Source organism: Eubacterium aggregans, assembly GCF_900107815.1.
Lineage (GTDB): Bacteria > Bacillota > Clostridia > Eubacteriales > Eubacteriaceae > Eubacterium_O > Eubacterium_O aggregans.
In genome coordinates, this window is record NZ_FNRK01000001.1 from 160,370 (window position 1) to 178,493 (window position 18,124).

Here is an 18,124-nt window from a genome sequence, read left to right on the forward strand (position 1 = left end):
CATAATTCAATACTTTTTGTCAAAATTTCCCTAAATGCCCGTATATTTCATAAAAAAAACAGTACTATTTTTAATTAATTAAAAATAGTACTGTTTCGTTTGATTTGTTTTCAATCCCTTGAATGTAAATTTACGATAATGCGGTAAATCCCTTTTCCAAGTCCGCAATGATGTCGTCCACATTTTCCAGTCCGACGGACAGGCGAATCATGCCGCCATCAATCCCCGCGGCTGCCAGCTGCTCATCATTTAGCTGCCTATGGGTAGCGGATGCCGGATGGAGGATACAGGTTCTTATATCCGCCACATGGACCTCATTGGAGGCTAAGGACAGGCTGTCCATAAAACGGACAGCGGTATCCCGTCCCCCCTTGATGGTGAAGGAGATGACCCCGGAGGTTCCCAGGGGCAGATATTTTTTGGCCAAATCGTGATAGGCATCCCCGGAAAGCCCAGGGTAAGCCACACTTTCTACCCAATCGGAAGCCGAAAGGAACGCCGCCACCCCAAGGGCATTTTCACAATATTGCTTCATCCGCACCGCCAGGGTTTCTAACCCCAGATTCAGGAGGAAGGAGGAATGGGCCGCTGGATAGCAGCCAAAGTCCCGCATAAGCTGCATCCGTGCCTTTATGATATAGGGACAGTCGGGGTAATCCCGGGTATAGACGATGCCGTGGTAGCTTTCATCCGGCTCGGTAAAATCCGGGAATTTCCCATTTGTATAATCGAAGGAACCGCCATCGACGATAATCCCCCCAACCTGTACGGCATGGCCATCCATATACTTACTGGTGGAATGAATGACGATATCCGCCCCCCACTCAAAGGGCCGGCAAAGAACCGGGGTGGCAAAGGTATTGTCGATAATGAGCGGAACCCCATTTTGATGGGCAATCCTGGCAAATTTTTCAATATCCAGCACCGTCAAGGCTGGATTGGCGATGGTCTCCCCAAAAACCGCCTTGGTATTGGCCTTAAAGGCCTTCTGGATGGTCTCTTCCTCGGCGTCGGCTTCCACAAAGATACACTCAATCCCCAACTTTTTAAGGGTGATGGCAAAGAGATTCAAAGTTCCCCCGTAGATAGAGGTGCTGGCAATAAAGCTGTCTCCGGCAGAGCACAGGTTCAGGATGGCACATAGGGTGGCGGCCTGACCGCTAGAGGTGGCCATGGCAGCTACCCCACCCTCCAGGGCGGCAATCTTTTTCTCCACCACATCAGTGGTGGGATTGGCAAAGCGGGAATAGATCAGGCCCTTGGTGGGGTCATCAAAGACAGCGGCTACATCATCCGTGGAATCATACACATAGGTGGTGCTTTGTACAATGGGCATCACCCGGGGTTCACTATTCCCCGGTGAATAACCTTCATGAAGACATTGGGTTTCTATTTTCATTATTTTTTCTCCTCACTTAAATCAGTCATTCCCTGATCCAGATGGAATACATCCTGACAGCGATGTTTGGCATCGAAGAGGTTGTTATACATTACCATATGATAATCCCCCAGGGCGTCAAGCTGTTTTTCCGCATCCCCCAGGGCGTAGTAATTTCCCTGGGTATCCTTCACACCTTTTTTAGAGATTACTGGAAGGGTCTTCGCCATATCCAAGGAGTAGGCATTGTAGGCGGTCTCCTTCAAACCTGCGGTCCTCAGTAACAGGCTGGATAAATAATTGACACTTAGATCCCCCACCTCAGCCTCTGGAATATCGTAGTTCGCCCAGATAAAGAAGGGGGTCACAAAACGTTTCTGAAGCTCTTCTTCGGTCCACTCCGACATGGGTTTTCCCATGATTTCCTCATAAAACGCCGGCTCGATGGTGGGCTGATGATCCCCAAAGAAAACAAGGACCACCGGCTCAGATTGGTTACTAAAGTAGGTCACCAGATTCTGGATCTCCGCATCCGCCTTTTTAATCAGGGAAAGGTAAACCTCTGCCATGGGGTAACTGCCCTTCATATTCATCAAATGCACCGGCTCCAAATCCTCGGTCATCACTTCGTAGCCGCCATGGTTTGCAATGGTCACATCAAAAATAAAGGGCGTTTCGGTTCCCCTGTTTTCATATAAGCGGACAACCTGGTCATAGGTGGCCTGATCACTAATCAGGCTTCGGGTGAAGCTCTCATTTTCATTTAAATAAAAATCGTCCCCTGTGTAAAAATCGGTAAACCCAAAATCCGGATATACGCTATCCCGGTTCCAGGCGTTGGGGGCCCCTGGATGGATGGCATGGCTGGTATAACCCTGGTCATTAAGGGTACTGACCAGCGTCGGTGTGTTCTCCTTAACATATAGCTGATAAGGCCTGGCATTATCGGGCACAAAGGCCGTGGTATTGCCGCTGAGGAAGGTATACTCACTGTCACAGGTTCCACCCCCCAGAACATCCACATAGAGATTACCCTTAATGGTATTTTCCTGTAAGCTGTGATAGAAGGGCATATAATCCACATCTGTTTTAAAATCAGCCACGGCCTTTAAATCGCTAAAGCTTTCGTTCATGACGGCGATAACCGTGGGCTTTTTCCCGGTTGCCCTCTGATTTATTCCTTCCGCTTCGGCCTTGGCACCCTGGGTGATGCTTTCTACCGTCTTCTTGTCATATCCCTCGGGCCTTTTGATATTCAGCATTTTAATATTGACCCCGAAGCTATAGAGATAATCATTGCTCTGGGCATCCCAGGAGTAGTAATAAGCTTCTGTATTCCCCCCCATAAAGCAGGCCACAGCCACAACACAGGCCGTTAAAACAGAGCCCTGGAGGATTCTTTTTCTTCGGACCCCCAAGCCGGACAAATCCCTCTGGGTCCAAAGGGCCAGCACCATCAAAGCCCCTAGCATAAGGGTTCCCGCCACAAAGTTTCCAGTGAACTCAATGCGGTAGCCATCGGATACATCTAAAGCTGTCCGAAGGGCCAGCAGGTCCCCAAAGAATAGCGGGTCCCCCCGGAATGTATAGACCAGGAAATTAGCTGCCCCTAAAAGATACCAGAGGACACTGGCAAGAATAATGGATAGCTGCAAACGCCCGGAAGCTGCAAAAATAACCGCAATGGTGAAGATGGCGATGGCAATGGACAGGGCATCTTGCCCAACCCCTGCAGTAATAATCCCATTAAAAAGGGCCTGGTCCATCATCCAGATAAAAATACCGCAAAGCCAAACCACCCCAAGATTCCAAAGTACCTTCATCGTCCCCCGGGTGTCTACCTCAACGAATAACCCTACGGTGATGATGGCAATGGCAAAATAGCAAAAGGGATGGAATGCCGGATTGATATCAAAAATCGTCGTCCACTGTCCAAAAAGGCTAAGCAGGGTCACCCCTGTGACAAAGGCCAAAAACACCCGTGCCCAGCTGGTGTGCAGCTCCAGATTAAAGGGCTGCCGAAGGTCCGGCTGCCTGTGGCGGGCTGCCCAAATTGTCATGGCTGTCGGCCGTGTTTTCCAATGACGGGGCCGTGGCCGCCGTTCCCGTCGCATCAACCGACCGTTGCTCCTACTTTAAAGTCAGGGTCTTCGATGGTCAATAACGTCAGTTTCTTTCCCTTGACCGCAGAAAGGATCATCCCGTTGGATTCCAGTCCTCTAAGCATCACCGGCTTCAAATTCGTACAGGCAATGACTTTTTTCCCAACCAGGGCTTCCGGCTCGTAGTATTTGGCGATTCCCGAAATAATCTGACGTTTTTCATTCCCAAAATCCAACTGGAAAACCAGCAGCTTATCCGCATCAGGATGCTTTTCACAGGCCAGCACCTCGGCAACCCGCATTTCCACCTTTGCAAAATCATCGATGGTAATGAGGCCTGTGCCTTCGGCATTGGCATCATCGGCTTTTGGGGCAGCCGGCTTCTTTTGCTGCTGTTTCTTTTCTGGGGCTGGCTTTGCCTTCTCCACCTCAATCCGTGGGAAGAGGGGTTCACAGCGTTCCACGGTCATCCCCGAAGGATAGCCCCCAAAGTCCTTGATGCTCTCCCAGGTTAAGGCGGACTCTGGTATCTTTAATTCCTCGGCCATCCGGGCACCGGTATCGGGCATGAAGGCAGAGATTAAAACCGTGATAATCCGAAGGGATTCAGTAAGGTTATACATCACTGCGGCCAAGCGGGCCTTGGTGGCTTCGTCCTTGCACAGCACCCAGGGCTGGGTTTCATCGATATATTTATTGGTCCGGGAAACCAGCTTCCAGATGGCCTCCAGGGCCTTGCTGAAGTCCAGCTTGTCCATGAGGGCCTCAACCTCTCCAGGGGTGGCTTCTGCCAGGGCGATGAGCTCCCCGTCGTATTCCCCGGACTGCCGTTCTTCCGGAAGGGTCCCCCCGAAATATTTGACAGTCATGGCCACGGTCCGGGAGAGTAAATTCCCCAGATCATTGGCCAAATCGGAATTGATATGGCTTACCAGGAGGTCTTCATTATAAATCCCATCGGAACCATAGGTCATTTCCCGGAGGACGTGGTAGCGCAGGGCATCCACACCGTATTTTTTAGCTAACTCCACGGGGTCCACTACATTCCCCACGGATTTGGACATCTTCCCTCCCTTAAGGAGAATCCAGCCGTGGCCATAGACCTGGTGCGGCAGGGGCAGATCCAGGGCCATAAGAATGATGGGCCAGTAAATGGTATGGAAGCGGATAATATCCTTCCCCACCAAATGGACATCCGCCGGCCAATATTTTTCCATGAGCTGGGGCTTATCATTTAAATAGCCCAGGGCGGAGATATAGTTGGGTAGGGCATCAATCCAAACATACACCACATGGCCCGGGTCAAAGGTGACGGGTACTCCCCAGAAGAAGGAGGTCCGGGAGACGCACAGATCCTGGAGGCCGGGCTTGATGAAATTATTGATCATTTCATTTTTCCGGGATTCCGGCTGGATAAAGTCGGGATGGCTTTCAATGTACTCTAACAGCCGATCCGCATACTTGCTCATTTTAAAGAAGTAGGCTTCCTCAGAGGCCTTCTGAACCGGACGGCCACAGTCCGGGCAGTTGCCATCCACCAGTTGGCTCTCTGTCCAGAAGGACTCGCAGGGGGTACAATACCAGCCCTCGTACTTGCCCTTATAAATATCCCCCTGATCGTACAGTTGCTTGAAAATCCTTTGGATGGTCTTTTCATGCTCAGGGTCTGTCGTACGAATGAATTGATCGTAGTCGATGTTCATCAGCGTCCACAGCTCCTTAATCCGCCCCACGACATCATCCACATAGGCCTGGGGGGTGATGCCAGCTTCTTCGGCCTTATCCTGGATCTTCTGACCATGCTCATCAGTGCCTGTGAGCATATAGGCATCGTAGCCCAGCTGCTTTTTAAACCGGGTGATGGTATCCGCCGCCACCGTGGTATAGGTATGACCGATATGTAAATCCCCGCTGGGATAGTAAATCGGCGTGGTCACATAAAATGTTTTTTGTTCTTTCATCGTTCCTCCTATTGATTAATTAAAGAATGTTGTTTTATTGGTTGGTTGTGACAGAAGTAACTCGTTCCGCTTCGCTGCACTCGTTCACGGCTGCGCCGTGCGTCTTTTAAACTGAATAATCCTTTATAAAAACAAGCTTTTAACTGGACTATCCATCTTAAAATCCGTACTTCTGTTAGCTAACGCGAAAAAGAAGAGACCTTCAATCCAAAAGGACGAAGATCTCGTGGTACCACCTTAATTCGAAGGGATGCCAGTCAATGCTTCCCTTCCTCTCATGCGTTAACGCCGCCAACGGCATGGGCTTAGCCGTACCTCACCCACACTGCTCAGGGACCATCTTCAGCCCGACATCCACCGCCGCATTCCACCAACCACGGCTCTCTTTAGGGTTCTGTCGTACCTACTCTTCCCATCATCACTTTTACATATGGTTTTATTATACCGGATTGTGCATAAAATGCAAGTTTATTTTTAACATGTCGGCATTTCAAAGCCCTCCAATGCCCGATTGAGAAAGTCATTGAAATCCCGCATTTTCACAAAAATATCCGTAGCCATCTCAATAAAATCCCCCTTTAAAATCTGGGTATCGGGCACTGGATATTCCAGATACCAGCTTTTGTTTTTTAAATACTCCCCTTGGGGGTGGTCTTTATCGTAGCCCAGGGGTACCCGTTTCAGTGCCTTTCCCATCACTGTGAAATGTGTTTTAAAATCCGGGGCCATGATGATTTCTTCCCACTCCCTGCCCTGACTGGAAATAGCATCCCGTACCATTGCCGTAGCATCCTTAAATATATCCGAAAAAAGGCCACCCCCAAGGAAGGATTGGTTCTCCGGAGAGATCATCAGAAAATAGCCAACGGGGATAGGCTGCTTACCCATGGGACCGATATGGGCCCGAAACACTGGATTATAGGGTAACTTGTCATGACTAAAGCGTATGTCCCGCACCATCTTAAAAGTCAGCTTTTTAGGCTCGATGGATGGGATATTCCCATGGGTTTTTCGAAGGACTACCATCAATTCCGAAATCAAGGCTTCAAAGGCCTGACAGGCCTCCATACGTCTTTTCCTGGTCCCCTGATACCACTCCCTATTATTATGTGCTGCTAAATCTCTGAGATAATCTAAAACTAACTTCATCTCCATTCTTTCTATTCCCCACCTTATCCCTGCATGACCACAGAGAAATCCTTCCCTGCCATCAGCTTTTGAATCCAAGCTGTCGCCTGCTCCGAAGCGTGATAGGCCGGAAAATCGGCAAAGATTTGGGATAAATCATCCAGCTGCTCCATGGCATCGGTGTAGGCGACAATATCCTTGTAGGCACACACCTCCATGGCCCCAAAGTCAAGATGATCGGGATGGATGCGGTGGGTTAAAATAGCATAATGAATCCGCCGTTTACAGGAACAGATTCCCGTTCCTGATAGCCCGCAATACGCCTTTAAAAAGTCTCCCATTTTTTGACGGATACGGGAAAGCCGCTTTCGGTAGGCCTCTGGGGTGATTTCCATAATTTCTGCGGCAATGCGACTATCCAGGCGAAACATCGTCCCCAGAATATAGATAGCTCGGCTTTCTTTGTCCAGGCATTGGAGCATAACATTGGAACAGGACAGCTTTAATTCCCGTTCTAACAAGGCCTGGTCTACTCCTCCGCTCATATCCGGCACATCCCGCTCCCGTCCCGAGGCAATATCCTCACCATAGGTCTCAAAGCTGAGGGGACGATTGGCAAATAATCCCTTTTGATAGTTTTTTAAACGGTTTACCGCAATACGAAATACCCAGGTGGACAGACTACTCTCCTGCTTAAAGGAGGATATCCGTGTCATTACCTTGATCAAAATTTCCTGTGCAGCATCCTCGGCATCGGGGATGTGCCCTAGCATCCGCAGGGATAAATTAAAGACCATGTCCTGCACCTCATAGAGAATGGTCTCTAAGGCCTTTTTATCACCCAATGCCGCATTTCCAATTAACATCTTTTCATTCTCATAATCCATTTTAAATCTTTCTCCCTTTGATCTTAAAAATTTTTACCTTCTATATAATTAGACAAAGATTTTGATACTTTGTGACATCTTTTATTCTTTTATATTAAAAAAACGACCATGGGCTGTCCTCCGCTTAGCGTGTCACTCAGCATTCTGGTCGTTTTAATATGATTCATCCCTTTTTATTTTACCTTCACCGCAGCATACACATCCCGCCGGGAAATACCGCGGTCCACAGCCACTTGCTTCATGGCTTCTTTTTCGGTCATTCCCTGATCCCGATAATGGGTTAAATGAGCATCTAAGCTCCCCTCGGAAAGGGCATCGGTCTGGGGGGCATCCCTGCCGTCGCCACCATCAATAATCAGGACGAATTCGCCCTTGGGGCTAGCTTCCAGGGCCCAATCCCGCAGCTCTGCCACAGTGCCCCGTTTGGTTTCTTCATAGCGCTTGGTAATTTCCCGGGAAATAGCCATCCGTCTTTCGGGGATAACCGCCGCCAATTGGGTCAGAAACTTCCCCAGGCGGTGGGGGGATTCGTAAAGAACCACCGGACAAGTGGCCTCCGCAATGGCGGCAATGCCCTCCCGGAGCTCCTTGTTCTGCTTCCCGATAAAGCCCATAAAGGTGAAGTGGCGACAGTCCATACCTGAAAGCACCACCCCGCAGAGCCCGGCATTGGGCCCGGGGACCACGGTAACGGGGATATCCTCCTGGCGGCAGTCCGCCACCAGCTGATAGCCCGGATCGGAAATTACGGGCATCCCCGCATCGGAGATCAGGGCGATATTCTGACCTTCCCGAAGAAGCGCCCGGAGCTTGGCGCTGGCTTCATGCTCATTGTGCTTGTGATAGGCCATCATCTTGGTGTGGATATCCAAATGGTTGAGGAGCTTAATGGACTGGCGGGTATCCTCCGCCGCAATAAGGTCCACCTCCCCCAGGATGCGGATGGCCCGGAGGGTGATATCCTCTAAATTCCCAATGGGGGTCCCCACAAGATAGAGGGTACCCATCTCATCCATTGGTAATTCTCCGGGCCACGTAGACCCCATTGACCGAAGCCTGCATTAGCCCTCGGGTAATCCCTGCGCCGTCCCCCATGACGTACAGGTTTTTCAGGTTGGTTTGGAAATCCTCATCCACCTCAACGCGGTTGGAATAGAACTTCACCTCCACCCCATAGAGGAGGGTCTCTTCACTGGCCAGCCCCGGGGAAACCTTATCCAGGGCGATGATCATCTCATCAATATCCTTTAAAATCCGGTAGGGCAGCACCAGGCCTAGATCCCCGGGAACCGCATCCTTTAGGGTTGGGATGATATTACTGCGGTCCAGACGCTCTGCGGTGGTCCGGCGGCCCCGGACAAAATCACCGTAGCGCTGGACTAAAATTTTATTGCCGGTGAGCATATTGGCCAGCTCGGCGATGTGCTTTCCGTAGGTGATGGGTGAATTAAAGGGTTGGGTAAAGCCCTTGGAAACCAGCAGGGCAAAATTGGTATTATCCGTTTTAAGGGCATCTGCCTTGTAGCTATGGCCATTGACCACGGCCAGGCCATCGTCGTAGTATTCGGCGGCCACCACACCCCCGGGGTTGGAACAGAAGGTTCGGACGGCATCGTCAAAGGTGGGGGTATAGTACTTCAGCTTCCCCTCGTACAAACAATTGTTGATTTCCTCCATGACTTCGTTCCGGGTCTCTACCCGAACCCCGATGTCCACCTTCCCCACGGTGGTGCGGATGCCATGGTCCTGACAAAGGGTGGACAGCCAGGCTGAGCCCTCCCGCCCCACACACATCAGTACCTTGGAGCTGTAGAAATCCCCGGATTGGGTTTTAACCCCGGTGACCACCCCATCCTCGATGATTAAATCGGTGACGGGTGTTCGAAAGCGGATGTCCACCTTATACTTGTCCATGAGATCCTGCTGGATCTTTCCATAAATGGCGTAGCCTACCTCAGTACCCATATGGCGCACCGGGCATTCCACCAGCTTTAGATTATTCTCAATGGCTTTTTTACGAATCTGTCCGATTTTCTCCGGGACATCCACCCCGTAAACGCGCTGGTCTGCACCATAGCTTAAATAGGTGGCATCCACATAATGGATGAGGTCCTGGGTGATGTCCGTGCCGATGTATTCCGGCAGATCTCCCCCTACCTCCGGGGATAAGGATAGCTTTCCATCGGAAAAGGCCCCGGCCCCGGCAAAACCTGTAGTAATATTACAGGGTGTACAGCCGACACAACGGCCCGTTTTACGCTTGGGACAAATGCGTTTTTCAATGGGGTTTCCCTTTTCCAACATGAGGATCTTTAAATCCGGATTCTGCTTTTTAAGCTCCAAGGCTGCAAAAATCCCCGAGGGCCCGGCCCCCACAATAATGACATGATATTCCATAATACTCTCTCTTACTTCTTTCGGTTTTAAAAACCTGGTCCAGGATCAGGATAGCGGGAATCATCCGCAAAATCCATAAATTTCGTAAATTCCGGACGCCAGGTCAAATCAATTTTCCCCGTGGGGCCATTACGCTGTTTCGCCACAATACATTCCGCCATGTTGGGATTGGCATTTTCCTTATCGTAATAATACTCCCGATAGAGGAACATGACCACATCCGCATCCTGCTCGATGGAGCCAGATTCACGAAGGTCCGCCAGCATGGGGTGGTGATCCGGTCTACCGTCCGGGGCACGGCTAAGTTGGGACAGGCAGACGATGGGGCAATGGAGCTCCCGGGCCAGGGCCTTAAGTCCGCGGGAGATTTCTGAAATCTCATTCTGACGGTTTTCAGACCGTCCCCGGCTGCTCATCAGCTGAAGGTAGTCAATGAGAATCATATCCAGTCCCTGCTCGGCCTTGAGGCGCCGGCTCTTGGAACGGATATCCCCCAGGGTCAGGCCGGCACTATCGTCTATTTTAATCTCTGTGCCGTACAGGCGGGCGGAGGCATCCCCCAAAAGCTGCCAGTCCTCTTCGGATAAATCCCCGCTGCGCAGCTTGCTCAAATCAATCATTCCCTGGGAGCAAATCATACGCTGCATGAGCTGGGTTTTGGACATTTCCAGGCTAAAAATGGCCACCACCGCATTTTCTTTCAGAGCAGCGTGCTGGGCCAGATTCAGAGCAAAGGCCGTCTTTCCCATGGAGGGACGGGCCGCAATGTAAATCAAGTCCGAGGGCTGAAGCCCCGAGGTGTAATAATCCAGCTCCGTAAAGCCCGTGGGCAGGCCCGTGAGCTTCCCTCTATTTTTTCGGATTTCTTCAATATGGTTCAGGGTCGCCATGACGACGCTCTTGGCATCCTCAAAATCCCCCTTGACATGGCCCTGGCCGACCTTAAAGATCTTTTGTTCCGCCAGCTCCACCACGTCGGATACGCGTTCGTACTCCCCGTAACAGCCGTCCAAAATCTCCATGGTGGTATCCACCAAACGGCGCAGCAGGGCCTGGTCCTGGACGATTTTACAGTACCCCTCATAATTGCTGAGCATGGGGACCCGATCCACCAGCTCTGACAGATAAGCGTACCCCCCAATCTCATTGAACACCCCCTGATTTTGGAGGCGCTCTGCCAGGGTCACCACATCAATGGCCATGTGGTTTTCCCGGAGGGCCAACATGTTCTCAAAAATTAATTGGTTTTTTTTGGAAAAAAAATCCTCCCCATGGAGGTGTTCCTCCGCCTTGGACAACCGGCTCTCATCCATTAGTATGGCCCCGAGGACGGAGGCCTCAGCGTCAAGGTTATGGGGCGGTTTATTGGGATTAATCATCGTACTCCCCTTTTTAAATTGAACGCTTCCATTGACACACCCGCTCCCGGAATAATCCGGTGGGATAACAGGCGTGTCAATGACTGGTCATCTGACCCAACAGCCTATTCAGCGACAACCGCTACCGTTAGCTCACCTTCAACGCCAGCATAGGTCTTTACCTTGACATCCATCTTCCCAATATGGCGGATAGGTTCAGCCAGGGTGATTTTACGTTTATCAATATCGATCCCTTCCTGATCCTTTAAAGCCTGGGCAATATCCTTGGACGTAACAGAACCAAAGAGCTGACCATCCTCCCCAGACCGTTCCGCAATGGTAATGGTCGTCTTGGACAGTTTGGCTGCCAATTCCACCGCTGCTTGTTTTTCCTCTGCCAGGACCTTAGCACGTTCAGCCTGCTTTTCCAATGCCATCTCAATATTTTCCTTGGTTCCGGGTAAGCCCTTTTTATTTTTAATAATGAAATTCCGGCCGTAGCCATCCTTCACCTCAACAATATCTCCAGCATTCCCCAAACCTTTTACATTTTCAATTAATACAACTTTCATCTTATGATTCCCTTTCTTTTTTATACTGATCGATGGCCTCAATGAGCATCTCTTCAGCCACCTTTAAATCTTCCACATCCTTGAGCTGAGCACCGGCAATGGCCAAATGGCCGCCGCCCCCCAGCTTTTCCAGAATGAGCTGAACATTGACATCTCCCATGGATCTTCCACTAATGAGGATTTGGTCGTCACTTTTTAAAATAATAAAGGAGGCCATAATCCCCCGAATATTTAACAACTCATCGGCCGCCTGGGCGGCAACGATTTTCGCATTGGCTGAATGATCTTCAAAGGCGGATATGGCAATGGTTCCCTCGTAAATTCGGGCCCGACGCACAGCATCGGATTTAGCGGCGTAGGTTTCTAAATCATTTTGAAGCAGGGTTTTGGCAATGACCGTATCCGCCCCCTTACGCTTTAGGTATGCGGCCGCTTCAAAGGTCCGTACCCCGGTCTTTACAGTAAACATCTTGGTATCCATGCACATACCGGCCAGGAGAGTATTGGCTTCCACCTTCCCCAAATTATCCTTATTATCAAAGTATTGTAATAGCTCCGTTACCAGCTCACAGGTTGACGAGGCATAGGTTTCGATATAATCGAAAACCGTCTCACCAATCCCCTGACCCGAGCGGCGATGATGGTCGATAACGACGATATTTTTCATACTCTCTATCAACTCCGGCATCTCTACATAACCAGTACTTTGAGTATCGACAACAATGAGCAAGGTCCCCTCGGTGATATACTCCGAGGATTCCGACGGCGTAATAAAGGCATGGCTAAACTGCTCATCCGTACTTAAATAGTCCAGTAAAGCACTGATGCTGTAGTTCATTTCCTTTAGCACAAACCGACAATCCTTATGAAGACTTCGGCAGGCTCCCATGAGGCCCACGGCTGCCCCTAAGCAATCCATATCCGGGGTCTGATGGCCCATAATCAGTACATTAGCCGCATTATGGATTAAATCCTGGAGGGCATGAGCCTTCACCCGGGCCTTCACCTTGGTCCGTTTTTCCGTCGCTTCGGTTTTCCCTCCGTAGAAGGAAAGTTTTTCATCATTTCGGACCACACATTGGTCCCCCCCCCGGGCCAGGGCAAAGTCTAAGGCCCCGTGGGATAAAGCGTCCAGCTCCATCACGGAAAGATGCTGCTCCGATACGCCAATCCCCATACTCAGGGTAACCCGGATACTCTCGTCCATCTCGCGAATTTCATCTAAGATTTTAAACCGATCCTCCTCCATGGCTGGAAGCTTATCCCGATCAAATACCATGACATAATGATCACTTTCATACTCCAGCAAAAAGGCATCCAATCGATTGGCCCAATCCGTAAGTGAAATGGCGATTCGGCTAAGAACCGCAGAACGCTCCGTGGCCGGAAGCTGTTCGATAATTTCATCGTAGTTATCGATAAGGATATAGCAAAAGGTGGTTTCATTGGGGCCCTTGGCCCCTTCCAGTTCTTTTTTAAAGCCCATATCCACAAAGTGCAGGAGGTGCAGGGGCCGTGCCTTTTCCTTGAATTGAGTGTCAATAACGGCAAAGCTTTGATCTTCCCGACTAAAGTTGTAGGGCTTGCCTTCCTTAAGGTCTGCAATATTAATCCCCACAACATCGTGGATATACCGCCCTTTAATCCGTTCCTCCCCTTTTTTAAAGCAATCCTCGAAACATTTATTGGCCATTAAGATCATCCCGTAGGTATTGGTCAGGGCCATGGGCATCGGAAGCTCATAAAGCTTATCCCGATTAATATCCTCTACCTCCTGATTAATGAGAGCAATTTCCCGTTGAATCCGGCGGGATTCCTCCTTTACCAGGGTTTGATCCACAAAAAAGGATACCAGGCATAGCAAAAACCCCAAAATACCCAGGGCTTGATTATACATCATAAAGGTCAAACTCATGACGATGACAAGGGCATATAATACCCCGTTTTTAAAAACGAAATGTTTCATTTTTTCATCCCATCCTTCATTTCAATTAATTGACGGACATTCATATAAATGTCTGCAACTCCCAGCATGGAGATGATATAACTTGTAAAGGGCACCAACAGGCAGATGGCAACAATGAGAACCTTTAGCCCCATACTTTCCTTTTTCCTTTTACGGTTGACCAGCCAAAACAGAAATCCTATCCCCATGAGAATGTACACATAATACACAATTTGCATCAGGGTATAGGTATAAATCTCGGGAATCATAGTCAATCCCCCAATCTCAACAACTAACAAAAACACAATGATGATGAGAAGGAAGGTTTTTAAAGACCGGGGTACCCGCCATTGACTAAGGGAGGGCATGGCTGTAACCGGAACCTTTAACCGCTTCAGCAGGGTATCACACACCACAACGTTGGCCCATGCAATGAAAAAAGGCATCATTAAAAAGGCTAGGGGTATGGTCATCTTGATGGATGTCAGCATCTGGTCTAGTAATGTTTGCATTTGAGACAACTGATCCCCGGATAACAGCCCAATGCTCCGATAGGTATCCATCACCTGGGTCCCCACCGCGGTAAGCTCCGTACTCAACATTTCAATAAAATTCTGTCCCGTAACTAACTGGGCAATGGCCAGCATCCCCAACAGGGTAATCAGCACACAAAGGTAAGCCGCCATCATTTTGATAAAGCCGCTTTTTTCCTTAAAATAAGCGTAGCCTAATCCGCACCCCACTAAAATAAGATACATCCCAAAGGTTGCCGCCGATAGGACATCCACCAAAAAGAACAGAATCAGAGTCGCTGCAGCGCTGGAGATGATGGAAACACCAAATCCCTGGCGCCGGCAGAGCACTACAATGGGTGCCGGTATAAAAATATAGAAAATAATCATAAAGGGCACATAGTAACACAATAATGCCAAGATAACGGAAAGTCCGCATAATAGCGCCCCTTCGGTCAATGCCTTAGGTTTCAATCGAATTCCTCACTTTTTTATGTTATATTACACTTGATAGTATATTATATCATAACCCATGCAAATTTGAATTTTTTATTGGGATTTGGTCCTGGGGGGCGACTCAATTTAAGGGAGGTACCATGAAACGCTACTATATTATTTTTGAAGGACGGGTCCAGGGTGTGGGGTTCCGCTACACCGCTCAGCATTTAGCCGTGTCTTTAGGGCTGACGGGATGGGTGCGCAATTTGGAGAGTGGCATGGTGGATGCGGAGCTTCAAGGAAACACGGGGGCCTTGGACCGGTTTCTGCGGGAGATTAAGACGGAGTGCGGGCGGTTTATATGCATTGATGATTATTCGGTTAAGAGGATTGGAATCGTGGATGGTGAGACCGGATTTAAGGTGCGGTATTGATGCTCTGATCGCCGTGCTCCTTCGCTCCGGGCCTTTGGCCCTACGCTCAAGTACAGGCTGTGCCCTATGCAAAAAAGCAATAAAATACCGATGGGAGAGTTTACTCTTCCACCGGCATTTTATTTGCTTTTTTGCGCACGGCTGTTCGCCAACGCTCTTACTGATTCGTAGTATAAGGCAACAATGCGATATTACGGGCACGTTTAACGGCTTCAGTTACCGCACGTTGGTGCTTTGCACAGGTGCCGGTTGCTCTGCGGGGTAAGATTTTACCTCTTTCAGAGATATATTTATTTAAAGTTGCCACGTCTTTATAATCGACAAAATCTTCTTTGCGTTCGCAGAATTCGCAAACTTTTCTTCTTCTTTTAAATGGCTTTGCCATAGTTGTATTCCTCCTTTACCTAAAATGGAACGTCTTCATCATCGGCCAGGAGATGGAAATCATCATCCATATCCAGGGGCATATTGCTGGCTGGCTGGGCTGGGGCATTATTATAACCGCCGCCACTAAATCCGGCATTTCCGCCGTATCCGCCATCACTGGCACCGCCGCCTTGTTCAGAACGGCCTCCGATGAAATCAAATTCTTCCAGGACCACTTCGGTCACATACCGCTTACTGCCGTCTTTGGCATCGTAAGAGCGGGACTGCAGCCGACCGGATAGAGCGATTTGACGGCCCTTTCCGAGATATTGGTTGATGATTTCAGCTTGTCTTCCCCATGCGGTAACCGTAAAGAAATCGGCAGTGGGCTGGCCCTCCTGCTTAAATCTCCGATCCACAGCCACGGAAAAGCTGCAAACTGATTTTCCGGTTCCGGTGGTGCGTAGTTCCGGATCCCGGGCCAATCGACCAACGAGCATTACCTTGTTCATGACGGTTTCCCCTATTTATCGAGACAGACGATAATATCGCGGATAAAAGCGTCGGTAATTCGATATAAATGGTTCAGGGCATCGAGCACGGTTTTTTCAGACTGGAATTTGATTAAGACATAATACCCTTCGGTATACTTCTTCTCAATTTCATAAGCCAATTTACGCATGCCCCATTCGTCGACCTCGGTAATGGTACCTGCGCCTTCGATGGTGGCCTTCACCTTTTCAATAACGGTGTTCCGGGCTTCCTCTTCCATTCCTGGTTGAAGAACGAATACTGTTTCGTATGCTTTCATACTTTTCACCTCCTTATGGACTCTGGCATATCCTCATAAAGATATGCAAGGATAACTCTGTTAGTTTATCAAAGATTACTTCGCTTTGCAAGCACATCTTCACTCTTTAATGACTTTTTTTACCATCTTGTTAAACTTACTCCGGGAAAGCATCACAATATGATCGCAGCCCTGACATTTTATTTTAATATCGGCTCCCATCCGAATGATTTTCCACAGCTTACTGCCACAGGGATGCTGCTTTTTCATTTCAACAATATCCCCTAATTCATAGATAATTCTATCCACTGATGACGCGCCTCCTCCGTGCATTTTCTTTTTCCAGCTCATCAGAATACACCACGTATTTATTATAGGGAATTTCGATTTGCCGTTCATCAAAGACTTCCTTGATCCGTTTACGCAAGGCGGTTTCCGCCTTGACCTTCCGCGCCGCATCCTCATCCGCCATGATCCGGATATTCATGGATGAAGGGTCCATTCGAGTGACCCCCAATACCTCTGGTCGACCGATAAATAAGGCGTTATCAGCATCATAAACGTCATCACACACTTCCTTAAGGACAGCCATGACATTGTCAATATTTTCCTCATAGGCAACCCCCACATCCACAATGGCTTTTATGGTCCCTTTGGAATAGTTCACCAGCTCGTTAATCTGTCCGTTATGGATGATGAACAAGGAGCCGTCCAATTGCCGGATCGCGGTGGTCCGAATCCCAATGGATTCTACAATTCCATAATGATCATTGTCCAGGGTGACATAATCCCCCACACAAAATTGATTTTCAAAGACAATGACAAAGCCACTCATTAAATCCTCCACCAGGGCCCGGGCACCAAGACCAATGGCAATGGTCCCTACCCCGGCAACCGCAAGAATGGCTCCCACATCCACAAAATAAGAAATGAGGATGAGAATGGTAATGATATAAAAAGCACCGCGAATAAAGGTCCGCGATACTTTTTTAAGGGTAATGATGCGCTTAATCTCTGAATTGGTCAGTCCCTCTTTTTTTTCATCGAACAATCGTTTTAGAATAACATCCGTCACCCGCAGGGAGATCAGAAGAAGAATGAGGGTGATGACGATGGAAATGGCCTTCTCGGTCATATTGACACTTTTAATGGTCTGCAAAACACTATTGTACAAATCGATGATATTATTGTATTCCATAAACACCTCCTACGGTCAAAAAAGACGGGTAATGGCCGCCGTCACCCCACCGCCTGTCAATTGACTGATCAGGGTGGCATCACCACTGACCGTCGCCCAGGTCAATGCAATAAAAATCACCACCGCAGAAACCAGAACACCAATGGCGCCTCCCAGTCCCAAGCCGATGATTCGATTGAGGGTCCCAAGGACGGGTACGCGGTTAACTTTATTGAAGAAGTGCTTGATGGCCCCAATAACGATATTGAGCAAAAGAAGCAAAACAAAAAAAGCGATAATGGAAAGAAGCCGTTCTCCCAACATCAGTGCGGTTTGATTTAAGGCCTCGGTGACCTGGATACTCCCACTTTGAATCAGGCTGTTGAGACTCTCATTGGTTAGGCCGGACCCTGAAAGCATCCCCGCCCCTACCGACTGGAGTGTTTCCATTCCACTACGCTGTAAAAGTGGCACAATCCACCCCAACATCATCTCCTGGATTTTAGGGATAGTCATTAAATAGGCAGAAACGGCCGGGGCCGCAATCCATGAAATTATAAAAGAAGCAATAAGTCCCATTAAATTAAGGAGGGAGCTTATTGCACCTTTTCGATACCCGTTAAGGGCCAGTATGAGCATAATGCCCATACTGATATAGTCAAACAAATAGAAATGCATG

18 protein-coding genes and 1 other annotated feature are annotated in these 18,124 nt (G+C 49.0%); of the genes, 1 reads left to right on the plus strand and 17 read right to left on the minus strand.

The window, feature by feature from the left end:
* Nucleotides 1–130: 130 nt before the first annotated feature.
* The 11 genes from BLW33_RS00815 to BLW33_RS00865 all read right to left on the minus strand — a co-directional run bounded on the left by BLW33_RS00815 (nt 131) and on the right by BLW33_RS00865 (nt 14,714).
* Nucleotides 131–1,399 (minus strand): O-acetylhomoserine aminocarboxypropyltransferase/cysteine synthase family protein, encoded by a 1,269-nt coding sequence (locus tag BLW33_RS00815; protein WP_090304195.1) that lies wholly within the window; start codon nt 1,397–1,399, stop codon nt 131–133.
* Nucleotides 1,399–3,492, minus strand: a complete 2,094-nt coding sequence (locus tag BLW33_RS00820; protein WP_090304196.1) for a sulfatase-like hydrolase/transferase — start codon at nt 3,490–3,492, stop codon at nt 1,399–1,401. Before BLW33_RS00820 ends, BLW33_RS00815 begins: the two co-directional genes overlap by 1 nt.
* Nucleotides 3,492–5,441 carry a methionine--tRNA ligase gene (gene metG, locus BLW33_RS00825; RefSeq protein WP_090304198.1) on the minus strand — a complete coding sequence of 650 codons (1,950 nt, stop codon included), beginning with the start codon at nt 5,439–5,441 and terminating at the stop codon, nt 3,492–3,494. Before metG ends, BLW33_RS00820 begins: the two co-directional genes overlap by 1 nt.
* A 208-nt stretch (nt 5,442–5,649) precedes the next feature.
* Nucleotides 5,650–5,869 (minus strand) — a binding site (T-box leader).
* A gap of 46 nt (nt 5,870–5,915) precedes the next feature.
* Nucleotides 5,916–6,596 (minus strand): DUF2461 domain-containing protein, encoded by a 681-nt coding sequence (locus tag BLW33_RS00830; RefSeq protein ID WP_090304200.1) that lies wholly within the window; start codon nt 6,594–6,596, stop codon nt 5,916–5,918.
* 17 nt (nt 6,597–6,613) lie between these two features.
* Nucleotides 6,614–7,456, minus strand: a complete 843-nt coding sequence (locus BLW33_RS00835; RefSeq protein ID WP_090304201.1) for an RNA polymerase sigma factor — start codon at nt 7,454–7,456, stop codon at nt 6,614–6,616.
* A gap of 173 nt (nt 7,457–7,629) precedes the next feature.
* Complete coding sequence (gene rsmI / locus BLW33_RS00840; protein WP_207647789.1) at nt 7,630–8,472, minus strand: 16S rRNA (cytidine(1402)-2'-O)-methyltransferase; 843 nt, start codon at nt 8,470–8,472, stop codon at nt 7,630–7,632.
* The gene (locus BLW33_RS00845; protein ID WP_090304203.1) at nt 8,465–9,853 is read right to left on the minus strand and encodes an NAD(P)/FAD-dependent oxidoreductase; all 1,389 of its coding nucleotides are present in this window, start codon (nt 9,851–9,853) and stop codon (nt 8,465–8,467) included. The genes rsmI and BLW33_RS00845 overlap by 8 nt, the downstream gene beginning before the upstream one ends.
* A 26-nt stretch (nt 9,854–9,879) precedes the next feature.
* Nucleotides 9,880–11,232: a replicative DNA helicase gene (gene dnaB, locus BLW33_RS00850; RefSeq protein ID WP_090244775.1), complete on the minus strand. Its 1,353-nt coding sequence runs from the start codon at nt 11,230–11,232 to the stop codon at nt 9,880–9,882.
* A gap of 104 nt (nt 11,233–11,336) precedes the next feature.
* A complete protein-coding gene (rplI, locus tag BLW33_RS00855; protein ID WP_090304204.1) occupies nt 11,337–11,783 on the minus strand; it encodes a 50S ribosomal protein L9 in 447 nt (148 codons plus the stop codon).
* Between the two features lies 1 nt (nt 11,784).
* Nucleotides 11,785–13,749, minus strand: a complete 1,965-nt coding sequence (locus BLW33_RS00860) for a DHH family phosphoesterase (RefSeq protein WP_090304206.1) — start codon at nt 13,747–13,749, stop codon at nt 11,785–11,787.
* Complete coding sequence (locus BLW33_RS00865; protein WP_090304207.1) at nt 13,746–14,714, minus strand: YybS family protein; 969 nt, start codon at nt 14,712–14,714, stop codon at nt 13,746–13,748. Before BLW33_RS00865 ends, BLW33_RS00860 begins: the two co-directional genes overlap by 4 nt.
* A gap of 122 nt (nt 14,715–14,836) precedes the next feature.
* Here BLW33_RS00865 and BLW33_RS00870 point away from each other — a divergent pair, with 122 nt between their 5' ends.
* Complete coding sequence (locus tag BLW33_RS00870; protein WP_090304209.1) at nt 14,837–15,112, plus strand: acylphosphatase; 276 nt, start codon at nt 14,837–14,839, stop codon at nt 15,110–15,112.
* Nucleotides 15,113–15,269: 157 nt separating this feature from the next.
* On the opposite strand, the gene rpsR is transcribed toward BLW33_RS00870, so the two are convergent.
* The 6 genes from rpsR to BLW33_RS00900 form a co-directional block, all read right to left on the minus strand.
* Nucleotides 15,270–15,497, minus strand: a complete 228-nt coding sequence (gene rpsR / locus BLW33_RS00875; protein ID WP_090244789.1) for a 30S ribosomal protein S18 — start codon at nt 15,495–15,497, stop codon at nt 15,270–15,272.
* Nucleotides 15,498–15,516: 19 nt separating this feature from the next.
* Nucleotides 15,517–15,990 (minus strand): single-stranded DNA-binding protein, encoded by a 474-nt coding sequence (locus BLW33_RS00880; RefSeq protein WP_090304210.1) that lies wholly within the window; start codon nt 15,988–15,990, stop codon nt 15,517–15,519.
* An 11-nt stretch (nt 15,991–16,001) separates the two neighbouring features.
* Entirely contained in the window at nt 16,002–16,289 is a 288-nt protein-coding gene (gene rpsF / locus BLW33_RS00885) for a 30S ribosomal protein S6 (protein ID WP_090304212.1), read from the minus strand.
* A gap of 99 nt (nt 16,290–16,388) precedes the next feature.
* Entirely contained in the window at nt 16,389–16,577 is a 189-nt protein-coding gene (locus BLW33_RS00890) for a DUF951 domain-containing protein (RefSeq protein ID WP_090304214.1), read from the minus strand.
* On the minus strand, nt 16,570–17,466 hold the full coding sequence (locus BLW33_RS00895) for a mechanosensitive ion channel family protein (RefSeq protein ID WP_090304215.1): 897 nt from the start codon (nt 17,464–17,466) through the stop codon (nt 16,570–16,572). Before BLW33_RS00895 ends, BLW33_RS00890 begins: the two co-directional genes overlap by 8 nt.
* Before the next feature lie 15 nt (nt 17,467–17,481).
* Nucleotides 17,482–18,123, minus strand: a complete 642-nt coding sequence (locus BLW33_RS00900; protein WP_090304217.1) for a CvpA family protein — start codon at nt 18,121–18,123, stop codon at nt 17,482–17,484.
* Nucleotide 18,124: the final 1 nt, after the last annotated feature.